General features: G+C 56.9%; 22 protein-coding genes and 3 pseudogenes. 15 read left to right on the forward strand and 10 right to left on the reverse strand.

What is annotated here, in order from left to right; all coding sequences use genetic code 11:
- Nucleotides 1-243: 243 nt before the first annotated feature.
- From ACEN84_RS01650 to ACEN84_RS01665, 4 genes and pseudogenes are all read left to right on the forward strand, one after another.
- Nucleotides 244-1,110, forward strand: a pseudogene (locus ACEN84_RS01650) (Mu transposase domain-containing protein); the annotation flags it as partial.
- Nucleotides 1,107-1,863: pseudogene (gene istB / locus ACEN84_RS01655) on the forward strand (IS21-like element helper ATPase IstB). The pseudogenes ACEN84_RS01650 and istB, both read left to right, overlap by 4 nt.
- 288 nt (nt 1,864-2,151) lie before the next feature.
- Nucleotides 2,152-2,625 carry a helix-turn-helix domain-containing protein gene (locus ACEN84_RS01660; RefSeq protein ID WP_413708945.1) on the forward strand — a complete coding sequence of 158 codons (474 nt, stop codon included), beginning with the start codon at nt 2,152-2,154 and terminating at the stop codon, nt 2,623-2,625.
- Nucleotides 2,625-3,905, forward strand: a complete 1,281-nt coding sequence (locus ACEN84_RS01665) for a type II toxin-antitoxin system HipA family toxin (protein WP_413708946.1) — start codon at nt 2,625-2,627, stop codon at nt 3,903-3,905. Before ACEN84_RS01660 ends, ACEN84_RS01665 begins: the two co-directional genes overlap by 1 nt.
- A 162-nt stretch (nt 3,906-4,067) precedes the next feature.
- On the opposite strand, the pseudogene ACEN84_RS01670 reads toward ACEN84_RS01665, so the two are convergent.
- From ACEN84_RS01670 to ACEN84_RS01680, 3 genes and pseudogenes are all read right to left on the reverse strand, one after another.
- A pseudogene (locus ACEN84_RS01670) lies at nt 4,068-4,391 on the reverse strand (type II toxin-antitoxin system VapC family toxin); the annotation flags it as partial.
- A gap of 392 nt (nt 4,392-4,783) precedes the next feature.
- The gene (locus tag ACEN84_RS01675) at nt 4,784-5,947 is read right to left on the reverse strand and encodes an ATP-binding protein (RefSeq protein ID WP_112712737.1); all 1,164 of its coding nucleotides are present in this window, start codon (nt 5,945-5,947) and stop codon (nt 4,784-4,786) included.
- A gap of 315 nt (nt 5,948-6,262) precedes the next feature.
- A complete protein-coding gene (locus ACEN84_RS01680; RefSeq protein ID WP_413708947.1) occupies nt 6,263-6,718 on the reverse strand; it encodes an NUDIX hydrolase in 456 nt (151 codons plus the stop codon).
- A gap of 95 nt (nt 6,719-6,813) precedes the next feature.
- Between ACEN84_RS01680 and ACEN84_RS01685 the strand changes: the two genes are divergently transcribed.
- Nucleotides 6,814-8,268, forward strand: coding sequence for a CHAD domain-containing protein (locus ACEN84_RS01685; RefSeq protein WP_413708948.1), 1,455 nt, complete (start codon nt 6,814-6,816; stop codon nt 8,266-8,268).
- 69 nt (nt 8,269-8,337) lie between these two features.
- Here ACEN84_RS01685 and ACEN84_RS01690 read toward each other — a convergent pair whose 3' ends face one another.
- On the reverse strand, nt 8,338-8,745 hold the full coding sequence (locus tag ACEN84_RS01690; RefSeq protein WP_413708949.1) for a DUF2934 domain-containing protein: 408 nt from the start codon (nt 8,743-8,745) through the stop codon (nt 8,338-8,340).
- A 108-nt stretch (nt 8,746-8,853) separates the two neighbouring features.
- Between ACEN84_RS01690 and ACEN84_RS01695 the strand changes: the two genes are divergently transcribed.
- Together ACEN84_RS01695 and ACEN84_RS01700 are read left to right on the forward strand one after the other, a co-directional pair.
- Entirely contained in the window at nt 8,854-9,114 is a 261-nt protein-coding gene (locus tag ACEN84_RS01695; protein ID WP_413708950.1) for a hypothetical protein, read from the forward strand.
- A gap of 61 nt (nt 9,115-9,175) precedes the next feature.
- Nucleotides 9,176-9,643: an NUDIX hydrolase gene (locus ACEN84_RS01700; protein WP_413708951.1), complete on the forward strand. Its 468-nt coding sequence runs from the start codon at nt 9,176-9,178 to the stop codon at nt 9,641-9,643.
- Between the two features lie 541 nt (nt 9,644-10,184).
- Here the strand turns inward: ACEN84_RS01700 and ACEN84_RS01705 are convergent.
- On the reverse strand, nt 10,185-10,397 hold the full coding sequence (locus ACEN84_RS01705) for an acetyltransferase (protein WP_148194852.1): 213 nt from the start codon (nt 10,395-10,397) through the stop codon (nt 10,185-10,187).
- Between the two features lie 110 nt (nt 10,398-10,507).
- Between ACEN84_RS01705 and ACEN84_RS01710 the strand changes: the two genes are divergently transcribed.
- The gene (locus ACEN84_RS01710; protein WP_413708952.1) at nt 10,508-10,852 is read left to right on the forward strand and encodes a low affinity iron permease family protein; all 345 of its coding nucleotides are present in this window, start codon (nt 10,508-10,510) and stop codon (nt 10,850-10,852) included.
- A gap of 725 nt (nt 10,853-11,577) precedes the next feature.
- On the forward strand, nt 11,578-11,916 hold the full coding sequence (locus ACEN84_RS01715) for an ArsR/SmtB family transcription factor (protein WP_148194853.1): 339 nt from the start codon (nt 11,578-11,580) through the stop codon (nt 11,914-11,916).
- Between the two features lie 1,097 nt (nt 11,917-13,013).
- Here ACEN84_RS01715 and ACEN84_RS01720 read toward each other — a convergent pair.
- The 3 genes from ACEN84_RS01720 to ACEN84_RS01730 all read right to left on the reverse strand — a co-directional run bounded on the left by ACEN84_RS01720 (nt 13,014) and on the right by ACEN84_RS01730 (nt 15,591).
- Nucleotides 13,014-13,844 (reverse strand): inositol monophosphatase family protein, encoded by an 831-nt coding sequence (locus ACEN84_RS01720; RefSeq protein WP_413708953.1) that lies wholly within the window; start codon nt 13,842-13,844, stop codon nt 13,014-13,016.
- An 852-nt stretch (nt 13,845-14,696) separates the two neighbouring features.
- The gene (locus ACEN84_RS01725) at nt 14,697-14,954 is read right to left on the reverse strand and encodes a hypothetical protein (protein ID WP_246777738.1); all 258 of its coding nucleotides are present in this window, start codon (nt 14,952-14,954) and stop codon (nt 14,697-14,699) included.
- Between the two features lie 334 nt (nt 14,955-15,288).
- Complete coding sequence (locus ACEN84_RS01730; RefSeq protein WP_148194855.1) at nt 15,289-15,591, reverse strand: hypothetical protein; 303 nt, start codon at nt 15,589-15,591, stop codon at nt 15,289-15,291.
- A gap of 182 nt (nt 15,592-15,773) precedes the next feature.
- Between ACEN84_RS01730 and ACEN84_RS01735 the strand changes: the two genes are divergently transcribed.
- Nucleotides 15,774-17,288, forward strand: a complete 1,515-nt coding sequence (locus ACEN84_RS01735; RefSeq protein ID WP_148194856.1) for a cyclic nucleotide-binding domain-containing protein — start codon at nt 15,774-15,776, stop codon at nt 17,286-17,288.
- Nucleotides 17,289-17,789: 501 nt separating this feature from the next.
- The gene (locus ACEN84_RS01740; RefSeq protein WP_148194857.1) at nt 17,790-18,236 is read left to right on the forward strand and encodes an Rrf2 family transcriptional regulator; all 447 of its coding nucleotides are present in this window, start codon (nt 17,790-17,792) and stop codon (nt 18,234-18,236) included.
- Nucleotides 18,237-18,331: 95 nt separating this feature from the next.
- Here the strand turns inward: ACEN84_RS01740 and ACEN84_RS01745 are convergent, their stop codons facing one another.
- Nucleotides 18,332-18,715 (reverse strand): response regulator, encoded by a 384-nt coding sequence (locus ACEN84_RS01745; protein ID WP_199629979.1) that lies wholly within the window; start codon nt 18,713-18,715, stop codon nt 18,332-18,334.
- A gap of 453 nt (nt 18,716-19,168) precedes the next feature.
- The gene (locus ACEN84_RS01750; RefSeq protein WP_148194859.1) at nt 19,169-19,429 is read right to left on the reverse strand and encodes a helix-turn-helix domain-containing protein; all 261 of its coding nucleotides are present in this window, start codon (nt 19,427-19,429) and stop codon (nt 19,169-19,171) included.
- A 154-nt stretch (nt 19,430-19,583) separates the two neighbouring features.
- Here ACEN84_RS01750 and ACEN84_RS01755 point away from each other — a divergent pair, with 154 nt between their 5' ends.
- The 4 genes from ACEN84_RS01755 to ACEN84_RS01770 all read left to right on the forward strand — a co-directional run bounded on the left by ACEN84_RS01755 (nt 19,584) and on the right by ACEN84_RS01770 (nt 23,488).
- Nucleotides 19,584-20,498 carry an IS110 family transposase gene (locus tag ACEN84_RS01755; protein ID WP_413709014.1) on the forward strand — a complete coding sequence of 305 codons (915 nt, stop codon included), beginning with the start codon at nt 19,584-19,586 and terminating at the stop codon, nt 20,496-20,498.
- Between the two features lie 365 nt (nt 20,499-20,863).
- Nucleotides 20,864-21,463, forward strand: a complete 600-nt coding sequence (locus ACEN84_RS01760) for a HupE/UreJ family protein (RefSeq protein ID WP_413708954.1) — start codon at nt 20,864-20,866, stop codon at nt 21,461-21,463.
- 371 nt (nt 21,464-21,834) lie between these two features.
- Nucleotides 21,835-22,089 (forward strand): hypothetical protein, encoded by a 255-nt coding sequence (locus ACEN84_RS01765; RefSeq protein ID WP_203431543.1) that lies wholly within the window; start codon nt 21,835-21,837, stop codon nt 22,087-22,089.
- A gap of 886 nt (nt 22,090-22,975) precedes the next feature.
- On the forward strand, nt 22,976-23,488 hold the full coding sequence (locus tag ACEN84_RS01770; protein WP_413708955.1) for a hypothetical protein: 513 nt from the start codon (nt 22,976-22,978) through the stop codon (nt 23,486-23,488).
- The last annotated feature ends 33 nt before the right edge of the window (nt 23,489-23,521 follow it).

Consider the following 23,521-nt stretch of genomic DNA (forward strand, 5'->3'; position numbering starts at 1 on the left):
AAGATTTACTTACTTCAAGCTGAGTATGAAGGAATGGGCCGATCTGCACGTTCACAGCAGCTCTGATATATACTCTGCCGTGAGCTTATGAGATCGGCGGCGGAATAGTCCAGCCGCGGGCGGAGTAAAATCCGGCCACCTATTTCCTTTCTGCAACGATCGCAGGAGGGACAGGGGATCTACCCCGTGGAACTTTAATTGAGAGTTCGCCTGGCCGTTTCCGAAGGGATGACGCAGCGTCTCAGCGGCTTCCTGTCTCACTACCTGATCCGGGATCGCTATGGGCGGCCGGGAAAGGGCAACGATAAAGGGAATGTCGAGGGTCTCGTCGGCTATGCCCGGCGTGACTTCATAGTGCCAATCTCGCACTTTCCGACATGGGATGCGTTCAACGCCTTTCTGGAAGAGCAATGCCGCAAACGCCAGGGCGACAGGCTGCGGGGTGAGAGCGAGACGATCGGTGAACGCTTGCTGCGGGATTTTGCAGCCATGCGCCCCCTGCCAGCGTCACCCTTCGATGCCTGCGACCAGGCGAGTACAACGGTGACGGCCCAGTCCTTGGTGCGCTACAAGACCAATGACTATTCCGTACCGGTCGCCTACAGCCATCAGGATGTCTGGGTCCGGGGCTATGTCGATCAGGTGGTGATCGGCTGCCGTGGCGAGATCATCGCCCGCCATTCCCGATGCTGGGAGCGGAAGACGTCGTCTTCGATCCTGTCCATTACCTGCTCGCTGATCGAGCAGAAGATCAATTCCCTAGATCAGGCAGCTCCTCTCGAGGGCTGGGACCTGCCGGAGGAGTTCACAACGCTGCGCCGCCTGATGGAAGGCCGCATGGCAAAACATGGCCGGCGGGAATATGTGCAGGTTCTTCGACTGCTGGAAAGCTTCGAACTCGCCGACCTGCAGGCGGCGGTTAAGCAGGCCATTCAGCTCGGCGCGATCGGCTTCGATGCGGTGAAGCATCTGATCCTGTGCCGCGTCGAAAGCCAGCCGCCGCGGCTGGACCAGTCGATCTATCCATATTTGCCGAGAGCGACGGTCGAGAAGACCTCTGCAAAGGCGTATATGCGTCTTCTGTCGTCTGATGCAGGAGAAGCGGCATGAGCACCGAAGCACCGGAGATCCTTCTGTCCCATTATCTCAAGACCCTCAGCTGCCGACCTTCCAGCGCGAGCATCAGAAGCTGGCTCGATTATGTGCCACCGAGGGCGTAGATCACGTCGGCTACCTCTTCCGCTTGCCGAGCGGAAGATGATCGAGCGCGATCGCCGCGTGGTCAAACGGCGGATCAAGGAGGCCAAATTCTCGGTCGTCAAAAGCCTGGATAGCTTCGACTTCACCGCCATCCCCAAGCTCAACAAGATGCAGGTGCTGGAACTGGCCCGATGCGAATGGATCGAGCGCCTCGAGAACGTCATCGCTCTCGGCCCCGGCGGCACGGGCAAGACGCATGTCGCGCTCGGGCTCGGCCTGGCCGCTTGCCAGAAGGGTCTGTCCATCGGCTTCACGACGGCCGCCGCCCTGGTCAGCGACATGATGGAAGCACGTGACGAGCGGCGTCTGCTCCGGTTCCAGAAGCAGATGGCATCTTACAAGCTACTGATCATCGGCGAGCTGGGCTTCGTACCGCTCTCCAAGACCGGTGCGGAGTTGCTGTTCGAGCTGATCTCGCAACGATACGAACGAGGCGCGACACTGATCACCAGCAATCTGCCCTTCGACGAAAGGACGGAAACTCTGGGATCAGAGCGCCTCACCGGCGCACTGCTCGATCGCATCACCCACCACGTCAACATTCTCGAGATGAACGGTGACAGCTACCGTCTCGCCGAGAGACGCGCCAAAAAGGCAAGCTAAAACTCCCTTCAAAAAATCGCCGCGCGGCCTGAGACCCTCGCTCGGGCTACGCCCTCCTGGCGGTCTCAGGCCAGCGCAAGAGTGGCCGACTTTTGCTCCGCCCCTTAGCCGGTTTTTACTCCGCCGTTGACAATCGTTCGTTGCTTCTCGTGTCCCCGCGAAGGCGGAAGCCTGTTGTTCCGTTTTCGGAGTTCTATCTGTTTGTTTTCACGGAGCGGTCACAGTGGTCATTCCCGGTTGTTTGCGAAAATTTTAAAAGTGCTTGGCCCGTCTTTATCGACGTCGATTATGACTGGACGCATCAGTACAGACCGGAATAACGTAAATTTTGAAGAAATTTACGGAATTCCGATTGAGTTCTTTTCCCTGGTCTGTTACGAAATTCCGTGTGGTTCCTTAAAAGAACGGAATACCGTAATGCGTTATCGGATATTTGAGCGATTGGCTGATCAGATAGCCACCGCGCGCCAAGCGAGGGGCCTGCGTCGGACCGAACTAGCCGCACGTATCGGGCGCAGCCCCGCGCGTCTAACGGAGTTCGAACGGGACTTGACGAGCGGACGTTTGGGCAAAGACCGTTTAACTCTACTTGTCCAGATTTGCGACGCGCTCGATTTGGTGCCTGTAATCGTCCCGCGTCAGCATCTGCATGAGGTTGAAACGCTGCTGGGAACCAATTCAACCTTGCCACCTGTTTCTACACCTCCGAAATCGGTATTCAGCGAGGTGTTCGTGTCACTCAGTGACGAGGATGATGACTGATGGCCAAGACCCCGGCAATTCTCGGCGTCCATCTGCTTCATCAAGGGAAAGCTGTCCGAGTTGGCACGCTCACCCGCAGTGCAGCTGGTGAAACGGCATTTATTGTCGAGGAAGCCTATCTCCGCGATACGGGCCGTCCGATCCTCAGCCTCTCTTGGTTAGAGCCAGCCAGCGAGCAAGGCACAATGGAACGGCTTGCCTATCGCGGCGACAAAATTGGCATATTGGGCACTTTGCCACCCTGGTTCGCCGGCCTATTGCCTGAAGGCGCCTTGCACGATCTTGTATTACACGAAATGGGCGCTGGCGATCATGACCAGTTCGATCTCCTGACGCGGCTCGGTGCGGATTTACCTGGCGCGGTGTTAATCACGCCCGAAACTGAGACACCAACATCGGCTGGCCCGCTAAGGCTTGAACAAGTCGCTGGTTTTGACACCCCCCGTCCTCAGGGCACTGTGAAATTTTCCCTTGCCGGGGTTCAACTGAAATTTGCCGGCCGGATGGACGGAGATCGCTTGACCGTGCCGGCACGGGCGGGCGACGCACGGTGTATCCTGAAGGTCCCGACAGAACGTTTTTCCAATTTACCGGAACTCGAGTTTGCCGGAATGACGCTTGCCCGCTCAATCGGCGTAACGACTGCCGATTTCCGGCTGCTGTCCGTCGAACACGTAAGGGATATTCGACCTGAATTCCTAAAGGCTGGCCCCCAAGCGCTTGTTGTCGATCGTTTCGACCGCGGCGCTGACGGTCTGCGTACCCACATGGAAGACATGGCCCAGATCCTTGGCGCGCTTGGCGAGCGCAAATATACGATGGGCACTGGAGAGACGGTGCTTAACATGATCCGACGGTTCAGCACCGATTGGAGGGCCGATGTCCTAGAAGGGTTTCGTCGCATTGTTGCCGACATATTGATCGGCAACGGCGATAACCATCTCAAGAATTGGTCCTTTCTGTTTCCAAGCCCAGGCGAGATCCGCCTGTCGCCAGCCTACGACATCGTCCCGACCGTGCTCTACATCCCCGACGACCAGATGGCGCTGCAGTTCGTCAACACCAGCAACTTTAACACCGTGACGGTTCGCCGCTTCCGTCGCGCGGCAAAGTTCTTAGGCCTTGAAGAAGATTGGATCGAAGCTGAGATTAGCAGGCAAGTCAAACACGCTGTCGAAGTTTGGCAGACCCTTGTCCCGTCCTTGCTCGACGAGAAGCGCGCAGTTCACTTCCTAGACAGGTTGAGAACGCTTACTCTTGTGCAGGAGGTGATCGGCTGAAACTGTTCAGGTCATGAGGTATTGAGGAGAAGACCGGCCGTGAAACGAGACGATCATGCTAGCCCATGTCGTGGCGGGACGCTGTAAGGCGCCGGGCGAGCCTCCATTTTTTCGCCTGCCCTTATTGGCTTTGCGGGACATCCCTGAGGAAGACGAACTTAGCACAAAGGTCTCTCCGCCCAACCACGCTCCGGTCATGTGCAATGACGCCGTCTGCGAAGTCGCGGCCAGCTTCGACTACTGACAATCCGGCCCTAACTGCAGGTTGGTTCACCGAAACGTTTCCGGCATCTAGCAGGTCGCGGATCGACTGTGCCACATCTTCTTTTGAAAGTTGGCACTGCGCCAAAGCACCCACACAAACTCACATACGCTTGGCAACGAGATTGCTATGAGCGAAGCGCGTTCAAGCAGAGCCGCAGCCACTTGCCCCTGTAGCGGGTCATCCTGCAAGACCGCGCGAGCCAAAACGTTAGCGTCCGCAATGCGATTCCACGACGTTATCGAGGTCGTAAGCGTTATAAGTCCCCCGCCCCAAGACCTCCAGAACCCTGTTCTGCCGGTCTTTCATGGGCGTAGAACAGTTGTCCGTTGCCGCCGCCGCAAACCTTGAATCGGCGCATTACACCGCCTCCCGCGCAAAGAAGACAACAATCGGTAGCGTAGTCGAACCGTTTGGCCAGCTTGATGCGGGCTCCCAGCCCGAAGGAGCTCGGGACTTTGAATTCGCGGCTCTGGTCGTCACCCGTATCATGGAGGCTGCAGCGACGGAATTGCGCAAGATATCAGTAAGGGTCCTGCCGTCCGACATCTTGCCGTCCCATAATTCGATTTGGCATCGCATGTGTTGCACGGGGACGAGATGTCTGTCTCTTCGGCTATAGGTCAAGCAAAAGTCGGCCAGCGTCTGGAAGCGACATGGCCGTCACATCGTTGGGGAGGGGGAAGGTTTCCTGGCCGGGATAAACGACGATGCGCTTCTGCGGCTGGATCTCTTCGCAGGCAAAATAGAACCCCTTTTCGAGTTTTGGCGAAAGACTTCTCTTGATCTCCACTGCCCAAGGCTTCTCACCTGCAGGGGTCAGCAGGAGATCGATTTCGGCGCCGGCCGACGTGCGATAGAAGTTCGCAGCTGTGCCATCAGGTGCTGCCGCGATCAGCGTCTCGATCACGAAGCCTTCCCAGCTAGAACCGACAATCGGATGGCCGAGCAATTGCTCAGTGCTGCCAAGTCCCAGAAGCGCGTGAGCAAGGCCACTATCCCTGACATAGATTTTCGGTGATTTGACCAGTCGCTTGCCGACATTGGCATGCCATGGTTCGAGGCGGCGTACGAGAAGCAGGTCGACGAGAAGATCGAGGTAGGACGCAACGGTTTTTCCATCGACGCCCAGGGAGCGAGCAAGCTCGGCCGCGTTGAGGAGCCCTGACTGGCGATGTGACAGCATTGTCCAGAACCGTCTTAGCGTTTCGGCAGGGATGCGCGGCCCGAGAAGCGGAATATCGCGTTCGAGATAGGTGCGAATGAAATCCCGTCTCCAGCGCAGGCTCCCACGATCGGTTGCCGCCAGAAAGCTGTCCGGAAAACCACCCCTTAGCCACAGCGTATCAAGTGCGTCGTCCGCGACTTCTAGCCCATCGACAGGTTGCATCTCAAGATAGGCAATACGGCCTGCGAGCGACTCGCCGGATTGCCTGAGAAGATCGATGGAGGCCGATCCGAGAAGCAAAAACTGGCCAGCGCGCCGACCGGCTCGTCGGGTGCGATCGATCAGGCCACGAAGGATCTGAAACACGCCTGGGAGGCGATGAACTTCATCGAGAATGACCAGCTTGTCGTCATGGCCCGACAGATAAAGCTCTGGTTCCGAAAGCTTGGCCCTGTCAGCCTCCGATTCCAGATCGAGATATATAGACGGCCTGGTTTTGCCGACATCGATTGCCAAGGTTGTCTTGCCGACCTGACGAGGTCCGAGCAAAGCCACGGCGGGACTTTCCTCAAGAAGAGCTAAAAGCTTGGATTCAATTCTACGCTCAATCATCATCCTTGCATTTATGGATATAAACTCCACAAATGCAAGGACCAATGCGTGGGTTCAGCTGGAGCTGTCTTGAGACAGGAGCCAGCTTTATCGGCCATCCTCTGCAACGGCGTAAGGCGCTTCGTCAGGTTCAGCGGCGAAAGCGCCAACTCGCGCGACGTGAAGTTCTCGCTGGAGCGGACCGCAGCAGAAGGCAATTCCTCTGGCAGAGGTCGGCATGCTCCGCAATGGCAGCGACTGCGCTCATCTGCCGTCCCCGATCCGGTTGCCTTAAAGCCGCATAACAGCGAGGCAGATCCGTCCGATACTGTCCTATCATGCACCGAATGGAACGCCATGGCTGCTGCCAAACTCCATCAAGAGCGCTCGCAAGCCAGGCTGCGACGCTTCACGTGCAGCGATTGGGAGCGGGAACCAACTCTGCTTGCGAGTGCCTCTTTCCGGATATTCGAGCGCGATCTCCACCACTTCGATGAGGTGGACGGTGACATGGTAGCGATGCGGTGCGCTGTCCTTCACGTAGGCGAAGAAGCCGAAAATCGCCTGATCGATCCGACCGATAACGCCCGCTTCCTCAAAGGATTCGCGTTTAGCCGCGACGCCACTGGTTTCGCCTTCGTCTATATGCCCTTTGGGAATGCCCCATCTTCCGTTGCGACGACTGCCGATAAGCAGGATTTCAACCACCCCACCCTGTCGGTAGCAGATGGCGCCAGCCTGCGTGATCTCGCGGGACGCTCCGGTCCCTGAAAAGTTTTCGTTCGCTTGCATGGCGTTCCCGAAATTCTTCCTATCTTCATTCGAACAATGACCGCGAAGTCGCGGCGGTCAGACCGCTTTCCTTGTAATCGCAACCGGAGCATATCTTGTCGTCGGAAACCGAAATCAAGCTTGATCTTTCACAGGATGCCTGCGTCGCCCTCCTCGGATCCGATCTTCTTGGCGAGCCTGACAGAACTCTTCAGCAGCGTTCCACATATTTCGACACGCCCGAGCGCACAATGTGGAAGCAAGGTTATAGTCTTCGCATCCGGAAAGTCGGCGATGCGCGAACTCAAACGGTGAAGGCTACCGGGCCAAGCCGAGCGTTGTTTGCCAGGTCCGAGTGGGAAATACCAGTGGAAGGAGACGAGCCTGTTCTCGATCATACGAGCCCGCTGATCGGCGAGTTTGGCAAGGAACTAAGGCTCGAACCTGTCTTCGACGTCGTCGTCGAAAGGCGCCTCTGGAACGTTGACGAGAACGGATCCCGTATCGAGGTCGTCGTTGACCAGGGCGAGGTGATCTCCGGTGAGCGCCGCTCTCCGATCCGCGAGCTCGAAATTGAGTTGAAAGACGGAAGTCCTGGCGACCTCTTCGCGCTTGCAAGGAAGGTCGATGCGATCGCTGCCTTCAGGTTCGGCGTCATCTCCAAGTCCGAGCGGGGGTTCCTGCTCATCGATGCGCAGAAGACGGTCTTCAAGTCGGAACCAATCTACCTCGACCGCGGAGGGAGTCCCGCCTTTGCCTTCCAGTCGGTCGCACTGTCATGTCTGAGACATTTCCGGTTGAATGAAGACGTTTTTATGCGCGGGGGAAATCCTGAAGCCCTCCACCAGGCGCGGGTGGCCCTTCGGCGTCTGCGCTCGGCGTTTTCATTGTTCAAGCCGATCCTCGAAAACCAGGAGCCGCAATGGCTAAAGGATGAGCTGCGTTGGCTCGCTGGCGTGCTTGGGGAAGCCCGCAATGTCGATGTGCTTCTCGCCAAGGCCGTCGATCCGGATTTCATCTGGAGGCTGAAGACCGCAAGGAAAGCAACGTATCGCGACGCTCTCGACGCGTTGGAATCCTCCAGGACACGTGCGCTCATGCTTGACGTGGTCGAATGGCTCCAATGCGGCGATTACCTCTCGGGCGGCCTCGGGACAGGCGAAGCGTCGGATGCGTCGCAGGCTTTTGCGGCCGGGGTGCTTGAAAAGCAGCGCAAGCGTTTGAAAAAGGACGGGCGCGCGCTAAAGAAGCTGGACGACCAAGATCGGCACGAAGTCCGGAAAGATGCGAAGAAGTTCAGATATGCAGCGGAGTTCTTCGCCTCGCTTTTCGATGACAAGCGCAGCGCGCGGCGGCATAGCAAGTTCCTCAAGGCAATGGAAGCGTTGCAAGACCAGCTCGGCGCTCTCAATGATCTCGTCACTGAGCCGGATGTGCTGAACCGACACGGTCTATCGAATCACCCTGCCGCCGACACTGTCATGTATCACGGTGCCAGGGGCAAACTGATCGATGCCGCACAGGACGCGCTCGATGAGGTGCTGGACACGAAGCGCTTTTGGAGGCTTTAGCCGTCAGGCGTCGTCGCCGTCATGTATTGTTTGGACGTAGCCTTAACCTCTTTCGACCTTGGCGTCTGATCAGTCCGGGCTGATGGTAGAGGGCGGTCGGATATTCGAGTCCTTGGAGGCGTCGTCATTGAAAGCGCGTTCGGCTTCCTCGTTCGCCCTGGTAATCTCTGCAGCCTCTTCTTCGCTGACTTGTTGCCCCTCGCCGGCACGCTTCCAATGATCGTCGTGCTTTCCCTCTGGGCGACCTTCATCCTCCCAAATCTTATAAGCCCGGTCGCGCCTGTCGTTTTCCGTATCCATTCGATGAACTCCTGTTGCGGCTGCCACCATAAGATCGGGAAGGGCCGATCGTTCCATTGGAAGGTTCTCAGCCGGTGCGGCGAGCCCTGCCCTGCCGAAGCAACAGGTGATGAAGGTACCGTCAATTAGTGGCACGCCTATGAAGCTCGGCGAACGTTCCTGCACGACTGCTGGCATGGCATCCCCCGCCCTTGTACCGCCGCCGACTGTCAAGAAAGTTTCATAAACAATAACTCGATCAGCAGCCGGGTGTCAGGTAGAAGTCCGGCAGCAGAAGGCAACCTGATGAAGGAGAAAGCCATGGCGGAGACAGCTAGCATCGCGAAGACCGTGGCATCGCTCGCCCGGCCAGGCATGAAGCCAAAAGAGCTGATTTCTGCGGTGCGAACAGAACATCCCGAAGCCACGAAAAAGGATATCGCACGCGCTGCGTTCTATGCGGTCATCCTCGCTTCCGAAGAAAAGTCGAACCGAGTGGAAGAATTACACGATATCGCAATCGAGACGCGTAACAGCAGTGACGACAGCGCGTTGAATGACCACTGAATGGGTTCCTGGGAACTCTCACACCCATTCTCGGTTGGATCACGAGATTGGCGGTGATTGGATGGTTGCCACAGATAGTCCGACCGCGCCTGCTGCTGAATATCAGCAGATCGGCGCAATATGCATGCGACTACAGGACCACGGCCCCGAAGTGCTGCTGATTACCACACGCGAAACCGGCCGTTGGATGATCCCGAAGGGATGGCCGATCGCCGGCCTCCTCCCGCATGAGGTCGCCGAGCGGGAGGCGTGGGAGGAAGCCGGCGTTATCGGAAAGGTCAAGCGCAGGATCTTTGGCGAGTTCAGGTACGCGAAGATCCTCTCAGACGGTAGTAAGGTCGAGCCGCTGGTGTCGGTTTATGTTATCAAGGTCCGTCGTCGTAAGAAGCGTTTTCCCGAACGGGCGGAACGAGACGTCATATGGATGAATCCCACCGACGCTGCTCTAAAGGTGCAAGTACCCGAATTGCGAACTCTGTTGCAAGATTTCGCTCGCAGTTTGACACTGGGCTCTGACAAAATCTGGTGATGCCTTAGCTAAGCTTCTCGCTAAGCGGCGACCAGAAGGCAGCTTGAAAGAGCGTTGCTGATCTTCTTTTTTTGTGATGGACAAGCCTGGCGGGGACACCGCTCCAACGCGCGACAGAATTTCCGGGTAGACCGGGCAGGTGGACATTCCAACGGCCGTCGGAAGACTTTGCGTTGCGTCTTTCCAACGGAACGCCGGATCTACCCGCGCCAACCGGACGGGCAGCGCGTGCCGGAGCCGCTCGTCGTGTCGGTCGACCTCTCCGACATCAAACCGAGCTGACATGGATTGCTGCTCGGCCTGAACCGGGCGGCGCGCAGACGCTCGGTTTCGCCTCGCGGAGCTTCGCTCTTCCGCTAGAGCGTCGCGAGCTATCTTGTTGGTTCCTTCGCGGACCTTGCGGTCGCCTTGATGCGGTCAGCAAGTTTAAGCCGTCATCGTCTGACCGAACGACAGCGGACGAGTTGCTTGACCGCAGCCCGACGAGCGCCCTTCCTGTAATGACCAGGACTGGGAGGTGCATCGTCGTCGGAGGCCCCGATCAGTCGCGGGAAGTCAATAGTTCGCGAAGACGGTTCTTGTCGGTGACGCCGGCCTGAAACCATCCGAGAAGATCCTTCGCGGCGGCATGCGCCTCGGGACAACCGGAATCGATTGATTTGGCCTCGCAGAATTCTTTCACAAGGCCCTGTACCATCAAGACTTCGTCCGGTCCCAACGGCTGCTTCCCGCCACTGTCGAACGCCTGGAACATCGCACCCTCCTTCGCACGAGCGTCTATGCACGTGAGGGAGCCTACGCCGATCCCACGACATTGCAACGACGTCGCGTGGAACCCACCCGACGTCTGAGCATTTCGGAGGCATGAGACCGTTGTTCCTCGCATTGTCTGAAGCAGTTGTTCGGGTTGCCGGTCACCGTTTCACGGTCGCAGGGGCGTTCGCACTCGTAATGCTGTGGTGCGCGGCTGGCGCGATGTTCGGCCTGCCAACGGAATGGTTCCTGCTTTCAAACATGATCGGCACGAGCGCGGCGCTGTTCGTTCTTTTGATCATGCAGCATTCGCAGAACCGCGACATGGCGGCCTTGCAAGTCAAGGTGGACGAACTCATCCGCTCGAGCGAAGCTGGCAATCACATGATCGGGATCGAGCGGCTTGAGGCCGAGGAGCTTTCCCGGTTTGCACGGGAGCGTCAGGCAGGTGTCTGAACTCGCACGACGCTCCTGCAGCACAAGCACGCTGGCGCCCTCACCCTGCACGTCCCAAAGCGTACTGGAACAAAGCTCGGATGACGGGGCTTCCTTTCGTCGAAGGAAAACCTCTCATGTCCCATAACATTGCTATCCCATCCGCCTACGTCCTGCTCATCCTGTTGCCTGCTCTATCTTCGACGAAACCGGCCAGCCGTTGATCATGACAAACAAACTGCCTTGGCGAGTGAGTACGCCGACCCTTCAAGCGAGTGTTCATCGATAAGCTTTCTTATCGAAATCCTACTTCCCGCTACGCACACCCGGAACAACCGCCCGATTTCGTCCGTGACGAGCTCACCGACAAGTTCGGAGGGCTAGCGATCCAAATCATCGACGAGAGCCTGAAGCAACATTGAGTTCGAGGCCTTCTGAAGCAGACCCGATGGCAATTCATGGACCAACTGGTCCTACGGTAACGAGGCAAACGGCAAGAGCGTGCTCGCTGGCATTCTCGGCCGCTTACGATGACTGCCTATCGTTCTTGTAGGGCTAGTGCTTAAGAAGCATAAAAAGCGCAGCGCACCGAGATCGTGGCGCTGCCCGCTCCAATAACTCATAGTGAGGCGCTGCCTTGGCAAGATTGCCTCTCTCCGGACCTGCACGCTTTTAGCCGGATATCCGATTAACCATTTCCAATATTCTTCTAGTGCCAGTAGTGTCCGAGGTGGGGGAGATAATCTATGGGAAAATCTGACAGTGATGCATTCAATGTGATCGTGCCTTTTGATTTGCAAAAGGCGGATCTACTTTTGCGTACGCTCAGCCACCCGATCCGATACTATATGACGGAACTGATGCTTGAGAGGGAGCGGACCGCCGTCGACTTCCAAGAGATCATCGGCATCACCGAAGGTGCTGCTTTGCAACATCTACGAGTGCTGAAACAGGCCGGCGTCGCCAAAGCGCGGCGGAGAGCCCAGACTTTCTATTATTTTTCGCGATCGGTTGAGGCGGCCACGCTGCTTGCTTGTGTCACGGAAATTACCATGCAGTACTCGTCGGCGACTAAGTCTCGTTGAGTTACTCGTCACCGACCTCGATGCCGCGGCACCAAAGGGACGCGACAATGGTCGACAAGCAAATTTGCATCACTTAACCTGCAGACGGGGATTCGCTGTATCAATCGTTGCCAGATGAGCGAAAAGCTCCTCGGCGGACATTGCGAAAATCAGGACAATGACCCTCCACGGTGGTCCCGACGCTGAAAGAGGCCGCGAATGGTCATCGCTGCAACTCGGTTCGCCGGGATTGCCGCTGCAGATGCCAAATTTTCCATACCGCATTTGAATGACTAGCTCGCCGCAGATCTTTCGCAGAGTGGAAAGCTGTTAGGCGTCGATGGACCACTTCCCGTGCCCGTCATTGGCGTCCCGCGCTCGCTAAGCTCACGCATAGGCTTGAGCGCAGACTGGCGCTACGAAGTGTCGTCGACGAGGGCGCGAGCGAGCTTAAGCGCGTTTTCACGATAAGTGAACGAATGGCTTCTAAAACGGCGCGAGCGATGGAGAGGTTTGATGTGGTCCCTAGCGTTTATCAGTGTCATTATTTGGACAGTCGTATCCGGGCTAGGAGGAGGCGCGGTCGGATCGCTGGCACTTGCCTTAGCAGCTTCATTTGGCGCTGGTGTCATTGGAATTTGTCTCAAGTGGGGCGAGCGGAGCCTATGGATCGGCATAACGGCCGGGCCCGCATTGCTGCTGATCATTCTGCTCTCGGCGGCCATATCAGACCGTATGGCTCGGCGTCTGCAAAACAGGAAGCGTTCTAAATTTTTCACCTGAAGGTTTATGGATCTTTCAGTTGTTCTCGGCGGACAATCACGATCTCTTGGTCTGCCGATGACGGTCGGAGTTACCGTCTTTTTCGATCTAGTGGCCGTCGACATGGCCAATCGACCAGGCCCTTCCTGTTCCGAGCGTTCAGGCTCAACGGGCTTCCGACGAGCGTAGCACGATACCCACTAAACCACCTCACCAGCGTACGTTTCCGCGATCGTCTCCGCGACGCATCAGACGACACAGTGATCCTCTTCAGCATTTCAATTCGGAGGCTTACGGTCGAGGCAAGCCCGTCTCGCATTCACCGATGTCAGTGGACCGCGCAGAATGGCGCTAAATCAACGATAGGATAGTGCTTCGAGGATAGCCTTCCACGACCGGCAGTCCGGCGCCGCTAGGAGGTGACCCTTTGCAACTGTTGGTCGATACGGCTGGCCCGTAGTGGTTGCTGCATAACCACCCGCTTCCGCGTGAATCAATATCCCAGCCGCGTGATCCCATGGGTTCATGCCTTCGTTTAAGCAAAAGCTCATGGCACCCGTTGCCAACATCCGGTATTCCCAGGCTGAACAGCGCCAAGATGTGACGCGGCTAAAGTTCAACACGCCCAACGCAACCGAAGCGCGCGTTTGAGCTTCGAATGCGTGAACTGCTGCAAAACCTTGCATTTCATTTACTGAACCTCCCCCCGCGACCGCCAGCCGCGTGGAAGCTCCATCCGCCCCCACATGCCAAGCGCCCCCGCCGGGTCGGGCAATGAGGAAGTCCCCAAGCACCGGATAGTGTATAATTCCGGCGATGGTTCTACCCCGTGATACGATCGCCAGGATACTGCCGAACATCGGCGAACCGTGTGCGAAATGCCACGTGCCGTCTAACGGATCAACGACGGCGGCTAGGTCGGCTCCGGAGAGACGATCCAACAACGATGGATCTTCTGACACCGCTTCCTCGCCGATTATCACGATGTCGGGCAGCCTCGTCCTCAGCTTTTCAGCAATCAGATGCTCGGACGCAATATCCGCATCAGTTACGATATCGTCAAAGCTTGTCTTGGCACGCTTCGAGTCAGAGGAGACAGATCGGAATCGCGGCAGAATTTCCTCGACCGCTGCATCGCGTAGATAGCTCATAAGCTCTTCAAGTAGCTCTTCAGCAACACTTTCCATACTGCAACGTGTCCAGATCGCTTGCGCGCTTGTCCAGCTAAATGTCTATCGTGATTCCCACCGGAGACAGCCAAATGATATCAGTTTCAACACGCCCACAAGCCCGCTATTTGCCCCACTGCCCCGCCTCCGGTAAACGGCTGTGCTGTTTCACCCAAAAATGATGGTAGACACGGCCACCGCTTCGGTTAACGTGCGTGTAGGCATTGGCTAAGCAGACACCATTGCCAAGAGATTATCGTTAGACTTAATACAGTCCGGCGATGACCTCACCAAAGTCTTTGGCGGTTGCGGCCCTGTCATAGCGGTCTGCGGATCCCGTTGGAGAATGGCTCTCCTACCCTCACCGCGGGTGCGCCGATAGCGCTTTTTGTAGACGCAAAAAGATGCGCCGCACACAGCAGAATACGACGCATCTTCTCGAAGGATCACCGTGGGCTAGCAGGTCGTGTGCACGTCTTAGACAATGCGCCCGCAGTGACCGCATTCGAACTGCTTGTATCAATGAAAGTTTCCAGCCGGCAAAAAAATAACGCCAGTGCAACACTGGCGCTAAGTTGGTCATCCATTGGGAGCGCCTCCCAACGCGGGAAAGGAAAGAAGAATGGCAAGCCAATCTCTCGTCGGGCGACCCCTATTTAACATCGACCGGCAGCTGGAGTTCCCGTCTGCCACCGTACCAACGGCAAATCCTACCGTGGTTGGCACGGCAACAGAAAGCTCACGCGACTGAGACGCGCGCGGCTTATTAGTCGTTTCGTGTTAGAGGATCAGAAAACCGTTTGGCCCCTACGGCGGTCGCCAATGAGATGCTGATTGGCATCCCGGATTAGGCAGACAGGCCGAGATCACTCAATGGATTGCGGCACCGCCAACCGGTCCTTCGACGACCTTACGTATGGTGGAAACTAAGCGAGCGGTCGAGGTGATGATTTCCGTTGCAATGTCCTCATCGCCCTCACCTACCTCGACGGCCATCTCGCCGACCGCGGCTGCTGCATTGGCGACCAAAACTGAGAGGGCGACCCTTTCGCGAGGGACTCGGCGGGCGAACGCCTCCAAGGTGGCACTGAAGTTGAGGAGGACCGCCGTCATCTGCTCGGGCGTCATTCCAAGCGGCTTTAGTGTGTCTGGCAAAACAGTGACTCACATAGGGAGAAATCGCGTCGACGATAAGCGGCTGGTTCATTCGAACTCCGGCGCTCATGGAGGTGATTCTAGCAAGCTAGGGCGAAACATCGTCTGTTCAAGGTCGGCCGCGGATGTCCTCGCCTCCAGCGCCCCAAGCCTGTCACGATGATCGCCAGCCGCGATGTCCTCCCTCCGTCCGTATTAACTGACCCCGTTTGAACACTGCCAATGTTGTCAACTGACGAGCTGTAAACGGGATCTTATCCGCATCATCGCGGGGACCGACCGTGAGGAAGCGGCTACGGCCGGCGACCTATTGGCCGAGCCAGTTGTACTCGGCAATGGATACTTTCCCTGACTTCTTGTCGTAAAGACATATCAGGTTGACCATTTTTTTGGTCTTGGTGTTCCTTTCGCGAAGCAGGATTGCGATTTTTCCCACAGTGTCATCGAAGAGGATCGGTGTAGTCGCTTCCGGGGAAACCATCCGTGACTGCCCGATGCACTTGCCATTGGCCTTTGCAAAGAGGCCGTTCCAAGCTGCGTCACTTGAAGCGTCGGCGATCTGCGCGAGGGAGAGACAGCATACGATGGTGGCGAGTGGAAATTTTAGCATTAGGGTCCTCGTCTCGAATCTGCCAACATTGGCGCGACTTTTCTTGCGAGGAAAAGTGGCATGATCGCGGCCTCATTTGTTGGAAGTTCACGTCGTAAAGGCTTTTGACATCGTTTCGCTTGACGGACATATAGGCATGGCTTTCAAGTGGCCGCTTGCCAGGCAGTCCAAGGAAGGCGCGAATGGAAGCAGGCCTCGACACTATCGTACACATTGCCGGGGACCCGATCAGCCAATTCGTAACGCTGGTGTTGTTGTTGGTCCTGGCGAGGATAATCGTTCAAGGGAAGGCCACTGACCGTTTCCTTATTCACATCGGTTTCTTTGTCCTCCTCACAATCCTACTTGTCGGCCATGACGTCGCACCATGGACGACGGTGATCGACGATGAAGACCTCCCCCACAGGATGTTCATTGGCATTGCGAAGGCGACCTGGTGGGCAGGCGGAGCGATGGTTATCGCAAGCTCGGTTCGCGTCTACCTCATCATCGAGCGTAAACCGCGTGAAGGTCGCCTCCTGCAAGATCTATTGGTTGCCATCATATACATTGGAGCGGCCCTATCCATAATCGCCTTTGTGTTCGACCTTCCCGTGCGGACGCTCATTGCAACATCCGGGGTATTCGCTATCGTCTTAGGGCTGGCTCTGCAAAGCACGTTGAACGACGTGTTCTCTGGCATAGCGCTGAACCTGGGGCGTCCTTACTCGGTTGGTGACTGGATTGAAGTTGAGGGCGGCGTTCGCGGTCAAGTCGTCGAAACCAACTGGCGCTCCACTCACCTTCTTAACGACGCCAATGATCTTGTCATCGTGCCAAACAGCGCGTTGGCCAAGGCAACGCTGACCAACCTGACTGGCGGCGACGCCATCCATGGCTCAAAAGTGGTAATCCGGGCGCTGCCGTCGAAGTCGCCGGCGCTGATCGAAGAGACCATGAGGACGGTGCTGCTGAGCGCCAATTCGATTTTGAAGTCGCCGCCCCCGTCGGTATCCGTTACCGCACTGGACGGTTCCGCTGTTGAAGTTGAGCTCTCGTTCAAGGTTTCGAGCCTTGGGCAAACTGGCGTGGCGAAGAACGAAATCTTCGACCTTGTGTATAGGCACGCGAAGGCGGCGGGGATCCAATTGTCCTTGGCGGCGAACGCATCGGCGGTGATGAACCCTGATCCCGGATCGAAGCACCCGGGAACGCCGTGGAGGCTACTGACGTCCATCCCGCTCTTCTCGACGCTTACCGAGGATGAGATGGAGGCTCTGGCCAACAGCATGGAGCGTCTGGCGTTCAAGAAGGGCGTCGTCATCGCTCCACAAGACGCTTCGATGACATCGTTGATGATCGTTCGCAGTGGCGTCGTCACGATCGAACGCGTCAGTGATCATGGAAGAGAAGAACTCACCCGGCTGGCTCCAGGCGACCTCTTCGGTGAGCGCGGCGTGCTGATGGGAGCGCCCGAGCCGGCAACCATGCGCGCCCTGACATTTGTTGTGGTCTACGAGATCTCCAAAGAACACCTGGCCAGCGTGATGCACCAGCGCCCGTCCTTGGCGGAGGAACTCAGTCAACTTCTGGCAAAACGTGTCGAAACAGAAGAACACTTAAAGATCGATGGGCGCTCTGCGGTTGAAGATCATCCGGTGTCGCTTGCCGCTCGAATACGCCACCTCTTTGGCGTGCAGCAACGGAGCATCCCTTAAGCAAGGGTTCAGACAACCTCGTTGGCGTTCGGGGCTGCCATCGTTGATGGCCGGCCGCAAGCGAGATGTGCTTATGAAAAGCAAACAAGGGGAAGACTTGTGTCACCCGGAAAATTTTCTGATTTCGCTCGGTGCGCTTCTTCCATAGCCTACAACCACCCCACTGCCCCGGGTCGGCCTCTGCGGGAGCCAGCGTCCTACAGTGACGGAAGTCCCGGCGATTATATCGGTGATCGAGAGTCTTGCTCTTGCTGAAATCATAGCGGCATTCGGCGCTGCGTACCATCCCACGCCCACGCCACTATCAAGGTCCAAGATCCCAAACTGGACGATGAAATCCCTACACAGTACGGGATAGTTTTGCGAGCTACACGAGGACTAAAACCGCGTGAGACGCTGGCCGATATTCTCGCAGGAGCGTCTCTTCATAGCGCTCACAGGGACCGTTAACAAACCGTCATACTCGCTGGATTTCGGCGTGGTTGACGCTATCTCACGGCGATGGCCGACACACGTTTTCCAACAGCACTCCATATCGTCGTCACTGTAGCGGTGAATGAGGCCGCCGGCGTGCGAACGACAAGCCCCATCCTTGCCGAAGCTTTGAATACGAACGCTAGTTTCGTGCGAAAACTTGTTTCCACGTTAACGAAGGCGGGCATTTTGGCGTCCAAGGACGGATCGGGCGGCGGTATCGGCCTGGCTAGAAAATCCGAAAAAATCCCACTTATCGAGATCTACAACGCGATACTGCCCGATCAACGATCATGGGCCGCACGCGAAAAAATCCCTTCTTTGTGCGCAGTAACACGTAATATCGGCACCATCAGCGATCAACTCGGCGAGCATGCTGACGCTGCAGTAGCCAGAGTGCTTAGTGGAGTATCCATCGCCGACTGCGTCGCCAAAATCGCGGAATTAGAAACATCCGCTAAAACCGGAAGCTAAGCAGACGTTCCTCACTGTGATTGGTGGCCAATTAACAGTCGGCGCTTGGAACCGAATGAAACACCGGTCCGGAGCTTAAGCGACCGCAGGATCAGTCAGTGACGTACAGCCTGTTTAGCTGTTAGCGATGCGATTTTAATCATTAGTTCATCCATTTGGACCGGCTTGCTGAGGCAGGGAACTCGTGCGAAGCGTTTTGGCATGCGGCTGCGATCATAGCCGGTCACGAAGACAAACGGCACTTTTCGATTATACAGAATATCGGCCAGTTCGAATACATTTTCCGAACCGAGCCGGACATCGAGAACCGCAAAATCGACGGCCGCTTTCGCCAAAGCTCCCAAGGAGCCTTGTAGATCTGGATAAGGGCCGATAACGTTCGCGCCATGTTCTTCCATCGCCAATTCGATATCGACGGCCAGTAGATATTCGTCCTCAACGACGAGGACGTTTCGTCCAATGAGATCACTGAACATCATCGACGGTCCCATCTTTCTCTGAGCATGACATCATACGCTGGTTAAGCAATTTGCGAAAAGAGAGAAGATGGTTTGAAACCGTACAGATATGGAGTACGCGCCATCATGCGGTGCGCATAACGACGGCTTCCGGGACTGTGGCCAAGCCCGTGTGTTCGGATCATGCAGGGTATCAAACATCATTTTGTGACCCCTTGATACGGCTTTCCCACCATGGGATCGTCTATCTTCCGTGCCGATCCTACCGCCGCAGCCCGGCAAGAAGCGAAAATTTATAGATCCCGTGGCCATGAGCTCGCATGTCGGCGTTTGCGGTGAACGCGCCCTCCGCTCACCCCAAGTCGGGGCATTACAATGACTTAAGCTCCACCAGTTCGCGCACTTGGTTGAACACGGAAGCCTCCACCCGCCGTAACCGGGCTATCAATCTGGCCTCATCGTCGGTCACAAGGACTACCTCGTGTCTTTCGCTGCTTCCCCGCTCACAAAATACTCCATTGGGAGGCCGAACAGCTGGGCAATGTGGTGGAGCGAAGCCGCGGTCACCCGGTTTTCGCCCTGCTCGTATCTCTGGAGCTGCTGGAATGATATTCCTAGCCTCTCCGCAACAATCTTCTGCGATAATCCCGCATTCTTGCGAACTTCCCTTAACCGAACGCCGATCTGCAAATCGATTGCCTTGGTCCCGCTTTTCTTGATCGTTTCCAGTTCCATCAACGTCCCCCGACGATATATGTGTCGTCTATCTAAGGCATCCTGGCATCGTTTCACAAACCAAAAGGGATGCAGAGATGGCCGTCGCGACAATTGGACTGGATATCGCGAAGAACGTTTTTCAAGTCTACGGGGCGAACGAGCAGGCGAGCAACTGTTCAATAGGAAGATAGCGCGCTCGGCAATCCTGGACTACTTTCGTAAGGTGCCGCCATGCGTTGTCGCGATGGAGTCTTGTGCGACAGCCCACCACTGGGGCCGCTCAATTGCCGCGCTCGGTCATGAGGTCCGCCTGATCCACCCCACATATGTGAAGCCGTTCGTCAACCGTGACAAGACCGATGCGAACGATGCCGAGGCGATCCACGCAGCATCTTCCAGGAAGTCGATGCGCTTCGTAGCGGTCAAGTCGGCAGGTCATCAAGCCTCTACGATGCTGTTCAAAACGCGGGCGCTCCTGGTGCGTCAGCGCGTTCAAGCAGTAAATGCGTTGAGAGCCCACCTAGCCGAATTTGGCATCGTTTCTCGTCCGGGAGCTGCCAATGTTCCCACATTGGTTGCAGCGGTCCGCAACCGAACAAACACCATCTTGCCGCCGCAGGCCAGGGCTGCTCTCAGGATCATTGCGAAGCAGATTGACAGGCTCTCTCAAGATATCGCCGGTCTCGAAAAGGCAATAAAGGCTCATGCGAAGGCTGACGACGAAATGAGGAGGCTCATGACGATCCCAGGGGTGGGACCGATGACCGCCACTGCCGTCAAAGCATTCGTACCAGATGCCAGCATCTTCAAGTCTGCGCGCCACTTCGGTTCATGGACGGGCCTTACTCCCCGAACGCTCTCGAGCGGCGAGCGCACCTGGACTGGCGGGATCACCAAAAGGGGCAACTGCGAACTGAGATCGTTGATCGTCGCGGGAGCTATGTCTGTCGTTCGAAACACTAAAGAGGATGCGCGCATCTGGGTGGCCTCGTTAAAGCGACGACGTCCCTTCAAAGTTGCGGCGGTCGCCCTTGCCGATAAAATTGCAAGAACAATCTGGGCGCTTCTTGTTAACGGTGGCATTTAGAATCCGGAACTGCTGGCATAGCCGGCGCGGCTGGTTAACACGGGCCGCTTAGCTTCGGCCGGAATGCCGATCATCGAATGCACAGCAGGCGAGCAACACCGACGAATACCCTGTGCTTGCGAGCACGCTCGAGTGACGGGTGCTTGTCCCGCGTAAGTCGCTGAGGCTCATTGCAAGCCCTTGCATGGAAGCCGTACACTTGGTTGCAGCATCAAGATGTGAGGTAGCTGGCCGGGCGGATCGCAGATACCCGCGATCCGCCTCTTAGCTTCCTCTGCTCCTCATGAGAATACGGCATTTACCCCCTTGCCTTGTATGACAAGTTTGGATCAGATGCGGGAAAGCTCAATGCATGGAGAGGTCGTATGACACGCCTACTAATTCGCGCTACTTTGGCTCTGTGTGGTTTCATCATGCCAGCCGCTGCCTACGCTCATACCGGAGCGGGTGCTCCATCCGGGTTCGCGCACGGCTTCGCGCATCCGATATCAGGTATTGATCACACTCTTGCGATGGTGCTGGTCGGTCTGCTGGCTTTCCAGCTTGGCGGACAAGCTGTTTGGCTCCTGCCGATGGCATTTACCGGTTTGATGGTTTTTGGAGGGATCCTGGGCATCGCCGGCGTGCACCTGCCTATGGTGGAAACCGGTATTGCCGTCTCGGTGATCATCCTCGGAGCATCCGTCGCGTTCAGGATCAAGACACCGACGGCTGCAGCAACGGGTGTTGTCGGCCTCTTCGCCTTGTTTCATGGGCACGCTCACGGAGCAGAGATGCCTGAGGATGTGTCGGGCCTTACCTACGCCATCGGCTTCCTCGCTGCCACTGCATCGCTTCATTTGGTGGGGATCGGAACCGGATTGCTGTTTAGCCAGCTTGATCAACGCCGAGGCGCAATCATAACTCAAGTAGCGGGCAGCGTCGCGGCGCTCGCCGGCGTCGGTCTCGTCCTCGGCATCCTCTGATAACCGACAAGCAAGAGTATCGCTCCCAATCGTCGCAGAGCTAGCGCCGAAACGAGAGGCAGGCCGCTGTTCGGACGGGAGCCCAGCTGGACTTTCGGAGGGGTGTTCTTAGCCAGCGTATCCGGCTGCATCCTATCATCGTTGACAGGCCCCATTCTCCAGCGTGGGGCTTTTTTCTCGACTTCTACTGAACCGCCGCCTAGCGTGCTCCGCTACACGTTCGGGACCCGCGCGAACAAAAACCCTTTGTCCAGACCTGCGCCTGGTTATGAACGCACCGCGATGGTCATCGCCAGGTCAGCGTCATCTGCCAATCTTGGAACTCGCCCGACACTCTGGCGTTACACGATTTCACAAAGAGGAGACGTAGCATGTCGACAGAAAATGCGATTGGCCTGCCCATCCCGGTCGGCGTCATAACCCCTGAGGATGGCTACCAGCAGCAAACCGAGGTCATACCGGCAAAGGAGCCTGACGACCTAGCCTCAGCCACTATTCGATCCGTTGACGCGCTGTGGCTCGCGCCGATGAAATTCACGCTCGCAGCCACATTGGCAACTGCAGCCCTCTCGCTCAATCCTTTCTTCGCGTTGAAATTATACCAGCCGGGTAAGCCGTTGGCCTAAGGCGTCGAGAGCGTATTTCAGTCGAACCTGTGACCAAGTCGGCACGAAGGCCTTCGCGGCGTTTGCACCCCGCTCTTCGATTGCGGGCTGCAGGTTTGATTTAGGCCGGGGAACATCCCGGCGCCAAGACTGTTTCTGGACGACACCAATGAGGAGGACCAAAAATGTCGAAAGATCTCAGTGTTGGCTTCACTGGCATTCCACGCGAACCCGCGACGGGTGTGCGTAAGGTGGCGAAGAACGCTGTGGACACTGTACGGCGCGAAACTAGCGCCGTTGCGGCAGGGGCAGCCGATCACCCACACGGCAACTGGGCTCCTGCTCGGCGTAGGAGCATTGGCGTTTATGGCGGGCTTCGTCTTCGGCCGCGGGGCTGCGGATCACACCTCCACTTGGCGATAGCTGGAAGGCTCGCAACAGCCTGCTCGAATATGGCCGACGTACCCGGGTAAAGCCGAACGGCTGACTTGGGCTGAGGTCGGCTGGCAGGGACAAGCAAATGGTTGCCAACGGCACCAAAAAATTCTTCAGACGGATAAGGTCTTCCGCTTTTGCCAACGCGGCGAAAGGGACGCCAGATTGCTTGTAGGTTAAATAGTCGAGCTCTCCGGTCTGCGCGCGTTGAGCGAATGCCGGAAGCCGAGCTGGGATTGACGTACCGGCAAAGCGCCACATAAACATCCAGATGACATGATGACTATGGGCCTGGTGAAACGGGGTCCAGTCTCTTCAAGGTACCGGTCCTATCTCACAATCGCTTGAAGATTACGCACGTGGCAGCTTCCTGTCTCTCGATATCGAAGGCGACGGTAACAGAGACCAGCGCCCGGTTGAAATCTCCCTGTGCCAGTTCGATGGCGGGCTGTTTACCCGGGAGTGGCACTGGTTGGTCGACCCTGGAAGAGCGATCAGCTACTTTGCGACAAGAAAGCATGGACTGCGTGACGGCGACGTCAAGGGAGCGCGAGCATTTGCGGAAATCTCACATGAGATTGCCGTGGCCGTGGAAGGACGGGTCTGTGTCGCTCATGATGCGATCGGCGACCTCTTGATGCTTGGCGAGGGCGATGTTCGAACACTGGACCTGCCAAGTCGAATCTTCTGCACCTACCGGATGGCCAAGGCCGCCATCGCTCGCGGCCAGCCGGTCAGCCCCGGGGTGGTGAGCTTGAGCGAATGGCTCGGAATCGGCGAGCCGCCCGAGACGTTGCAGCGGCGCACTGTTCATTCAAGCTCGCTAGACGCGTGGCGGACCGGGCAAATTTTTCTTGCCCTCGCTTTGCAGCTGGCCGGGAACGTCCCGGCAGATCGGCAACAGATCGACCGCTTCTGTATCGGACAAAAATCTTTGCAGTCCGTCAAAGCAAGACTCGCAAAGCGTCGATCAAAGGCCGTTTGACCGACCGAAAACCGCCCATCGGCGCCAATGCCC

This window comes from Rhizobium sp. Rhizsp82 (assembly GCF_047325115.1).
Lineage (GTDB): Bacteria > Pseudomonadota > Alphaproteobacteria > Rhizobiales > Rhizobiaceae > Rhizobium.

Bases quoted from the DNA above. Each gene is read 5' to 3' on its own strand.
- ACEN84_RS01745 (WP_199629979.1), bottom strand. From the start codon at position 18,715: ATGATGTTCAGTGATCTCATTGGACGAAACGTCCTCGTCGTTGAGGAC.
- ACEN84_RS01735 (WP_148194856.1), top strand. From the start codon at position 15,774: ATGGAAGCAGGCCTCGACACTATCGTACACATTGCCGGGGACCCGATC.
- ACEN84_RS01740 (WP_148194857.1), top strand. From the start codon at position 17,790: ATGGCCGACACACGTTTTCCAACAGCACTCCATATCGTCGTCACTGTA.
- ACEN84_RS01690 (WP_413708949.1), bottom strand. From the start codon at position 8,745: ATGCCAGCAGTCGTGCAGGAACGTTCGCCGAGCTTCATAGGCGTGCCA.
- ACEN84_RS01675 (WP_112712737.1), bottom strand. From the start codon at position 5,947: ATGATTGAGCGTAGAATTGAATCCAAGCTTTTAGCTCTTCTTGAGGAA.
- ACEN84_RS01660 (WP_413708945.1), top strand. From the start codon at position 2,152: ATGACTGGACGCATCAGTACAGACCGGAATAACGTAAATTTTGAAGAA.
- ACEN84_RS01695 (WP_413708950.1), top strand. From the start codon at position 8,854: ATGAAGGAGAAAGCCATGGCGGAGACAGCTAGCATCGCGAAGACCGTG.
- ACEN84_RS01710 (WP_413708952.1), top strand. From the start codon at position 10,508: ATGAGACCGTTGTTCCTCGCATTGTCTGAAGCAGTTGTTCGGGTTGCC.
- ACEN84_RS01680 (WP_413708947.1), bottom strand. From the start codon at position 6,718: ATGCAAGCGAACGAAAACTTTTCAGGGACCGGAGCGTCCCGCGAGATC.
- ACEN84_RS01665 (WP_413708946.1), top strand. From the start codon at position 2,625: ATGGCCAAGACCCCGGCAATTCTCGGCGTCCATCTGCTTCATCAAGGG.
- ACEN84_RS01765 (WP_203431543.1), top strand. From the start codon at position 21,835: ATGTCGACAGAAAATGCGATTGGCCTGCCCATCCCGGTCGGCGTCATA.
- ACEN84_RS01750 (WP_148194859.1), bottom strand. From the start codon at position 19,429: ATGGAACTGGAAACGATCAAGAAAAGCGGGACCAAGGCAATCGATTTG.
- ACEN84_RS01715 (WP_148194853.1), top strand. From the start codon at position 11,578: ATGGGAAAATCTGACAGTGATGCATTCAATGTGATCGTGCCTTTTGAT.
- ACEN84_RS01725 (WP_246777738.1), bottom strand. From the start codon at position 14,954: ATGACGCCCGAGCAGATGACGGCGGTCCTCCTCAACTTCAGTGCCACC.
- ACEN84_RS01730 (WP_148194855.1), bottom strand. From the start codon at position 15,591: ATGCTAAAATTTCCACTCGCCACCATCGTATGCTGTCTCTCCCTCGCG.
- ACEN84_RS01760 (WP_413708954.1), top strand. From the start codon at position 20,864: ATGACACGCCTACTAATTCGCGCTACTTTGGCTCTGTGTGGTTTCATC.
- ACEN84_RS01705 (WP_148194852.1), bottom strand. From the start codon at position 10,397: ATGTTCCAGGCGTTCGACAGTGGCGGGAAGCAGCCGTTGGGACCGGAC.
- ACEN84_RS01720 (WP_413708953.1), bottom strand. From the start codon at position 13,844: ATGGAAAGTGTTGCTGAAGAGCTACTTGAAGAGCTTATGAGCTATCTA.
- ACEN84_RS01700 (WP_413708951.1), top strand. From the start codon at position 9,176: ATGGTTGCCACAGATAGTCCGACCGCGCCTGCTGCTGAATATCAGCAG.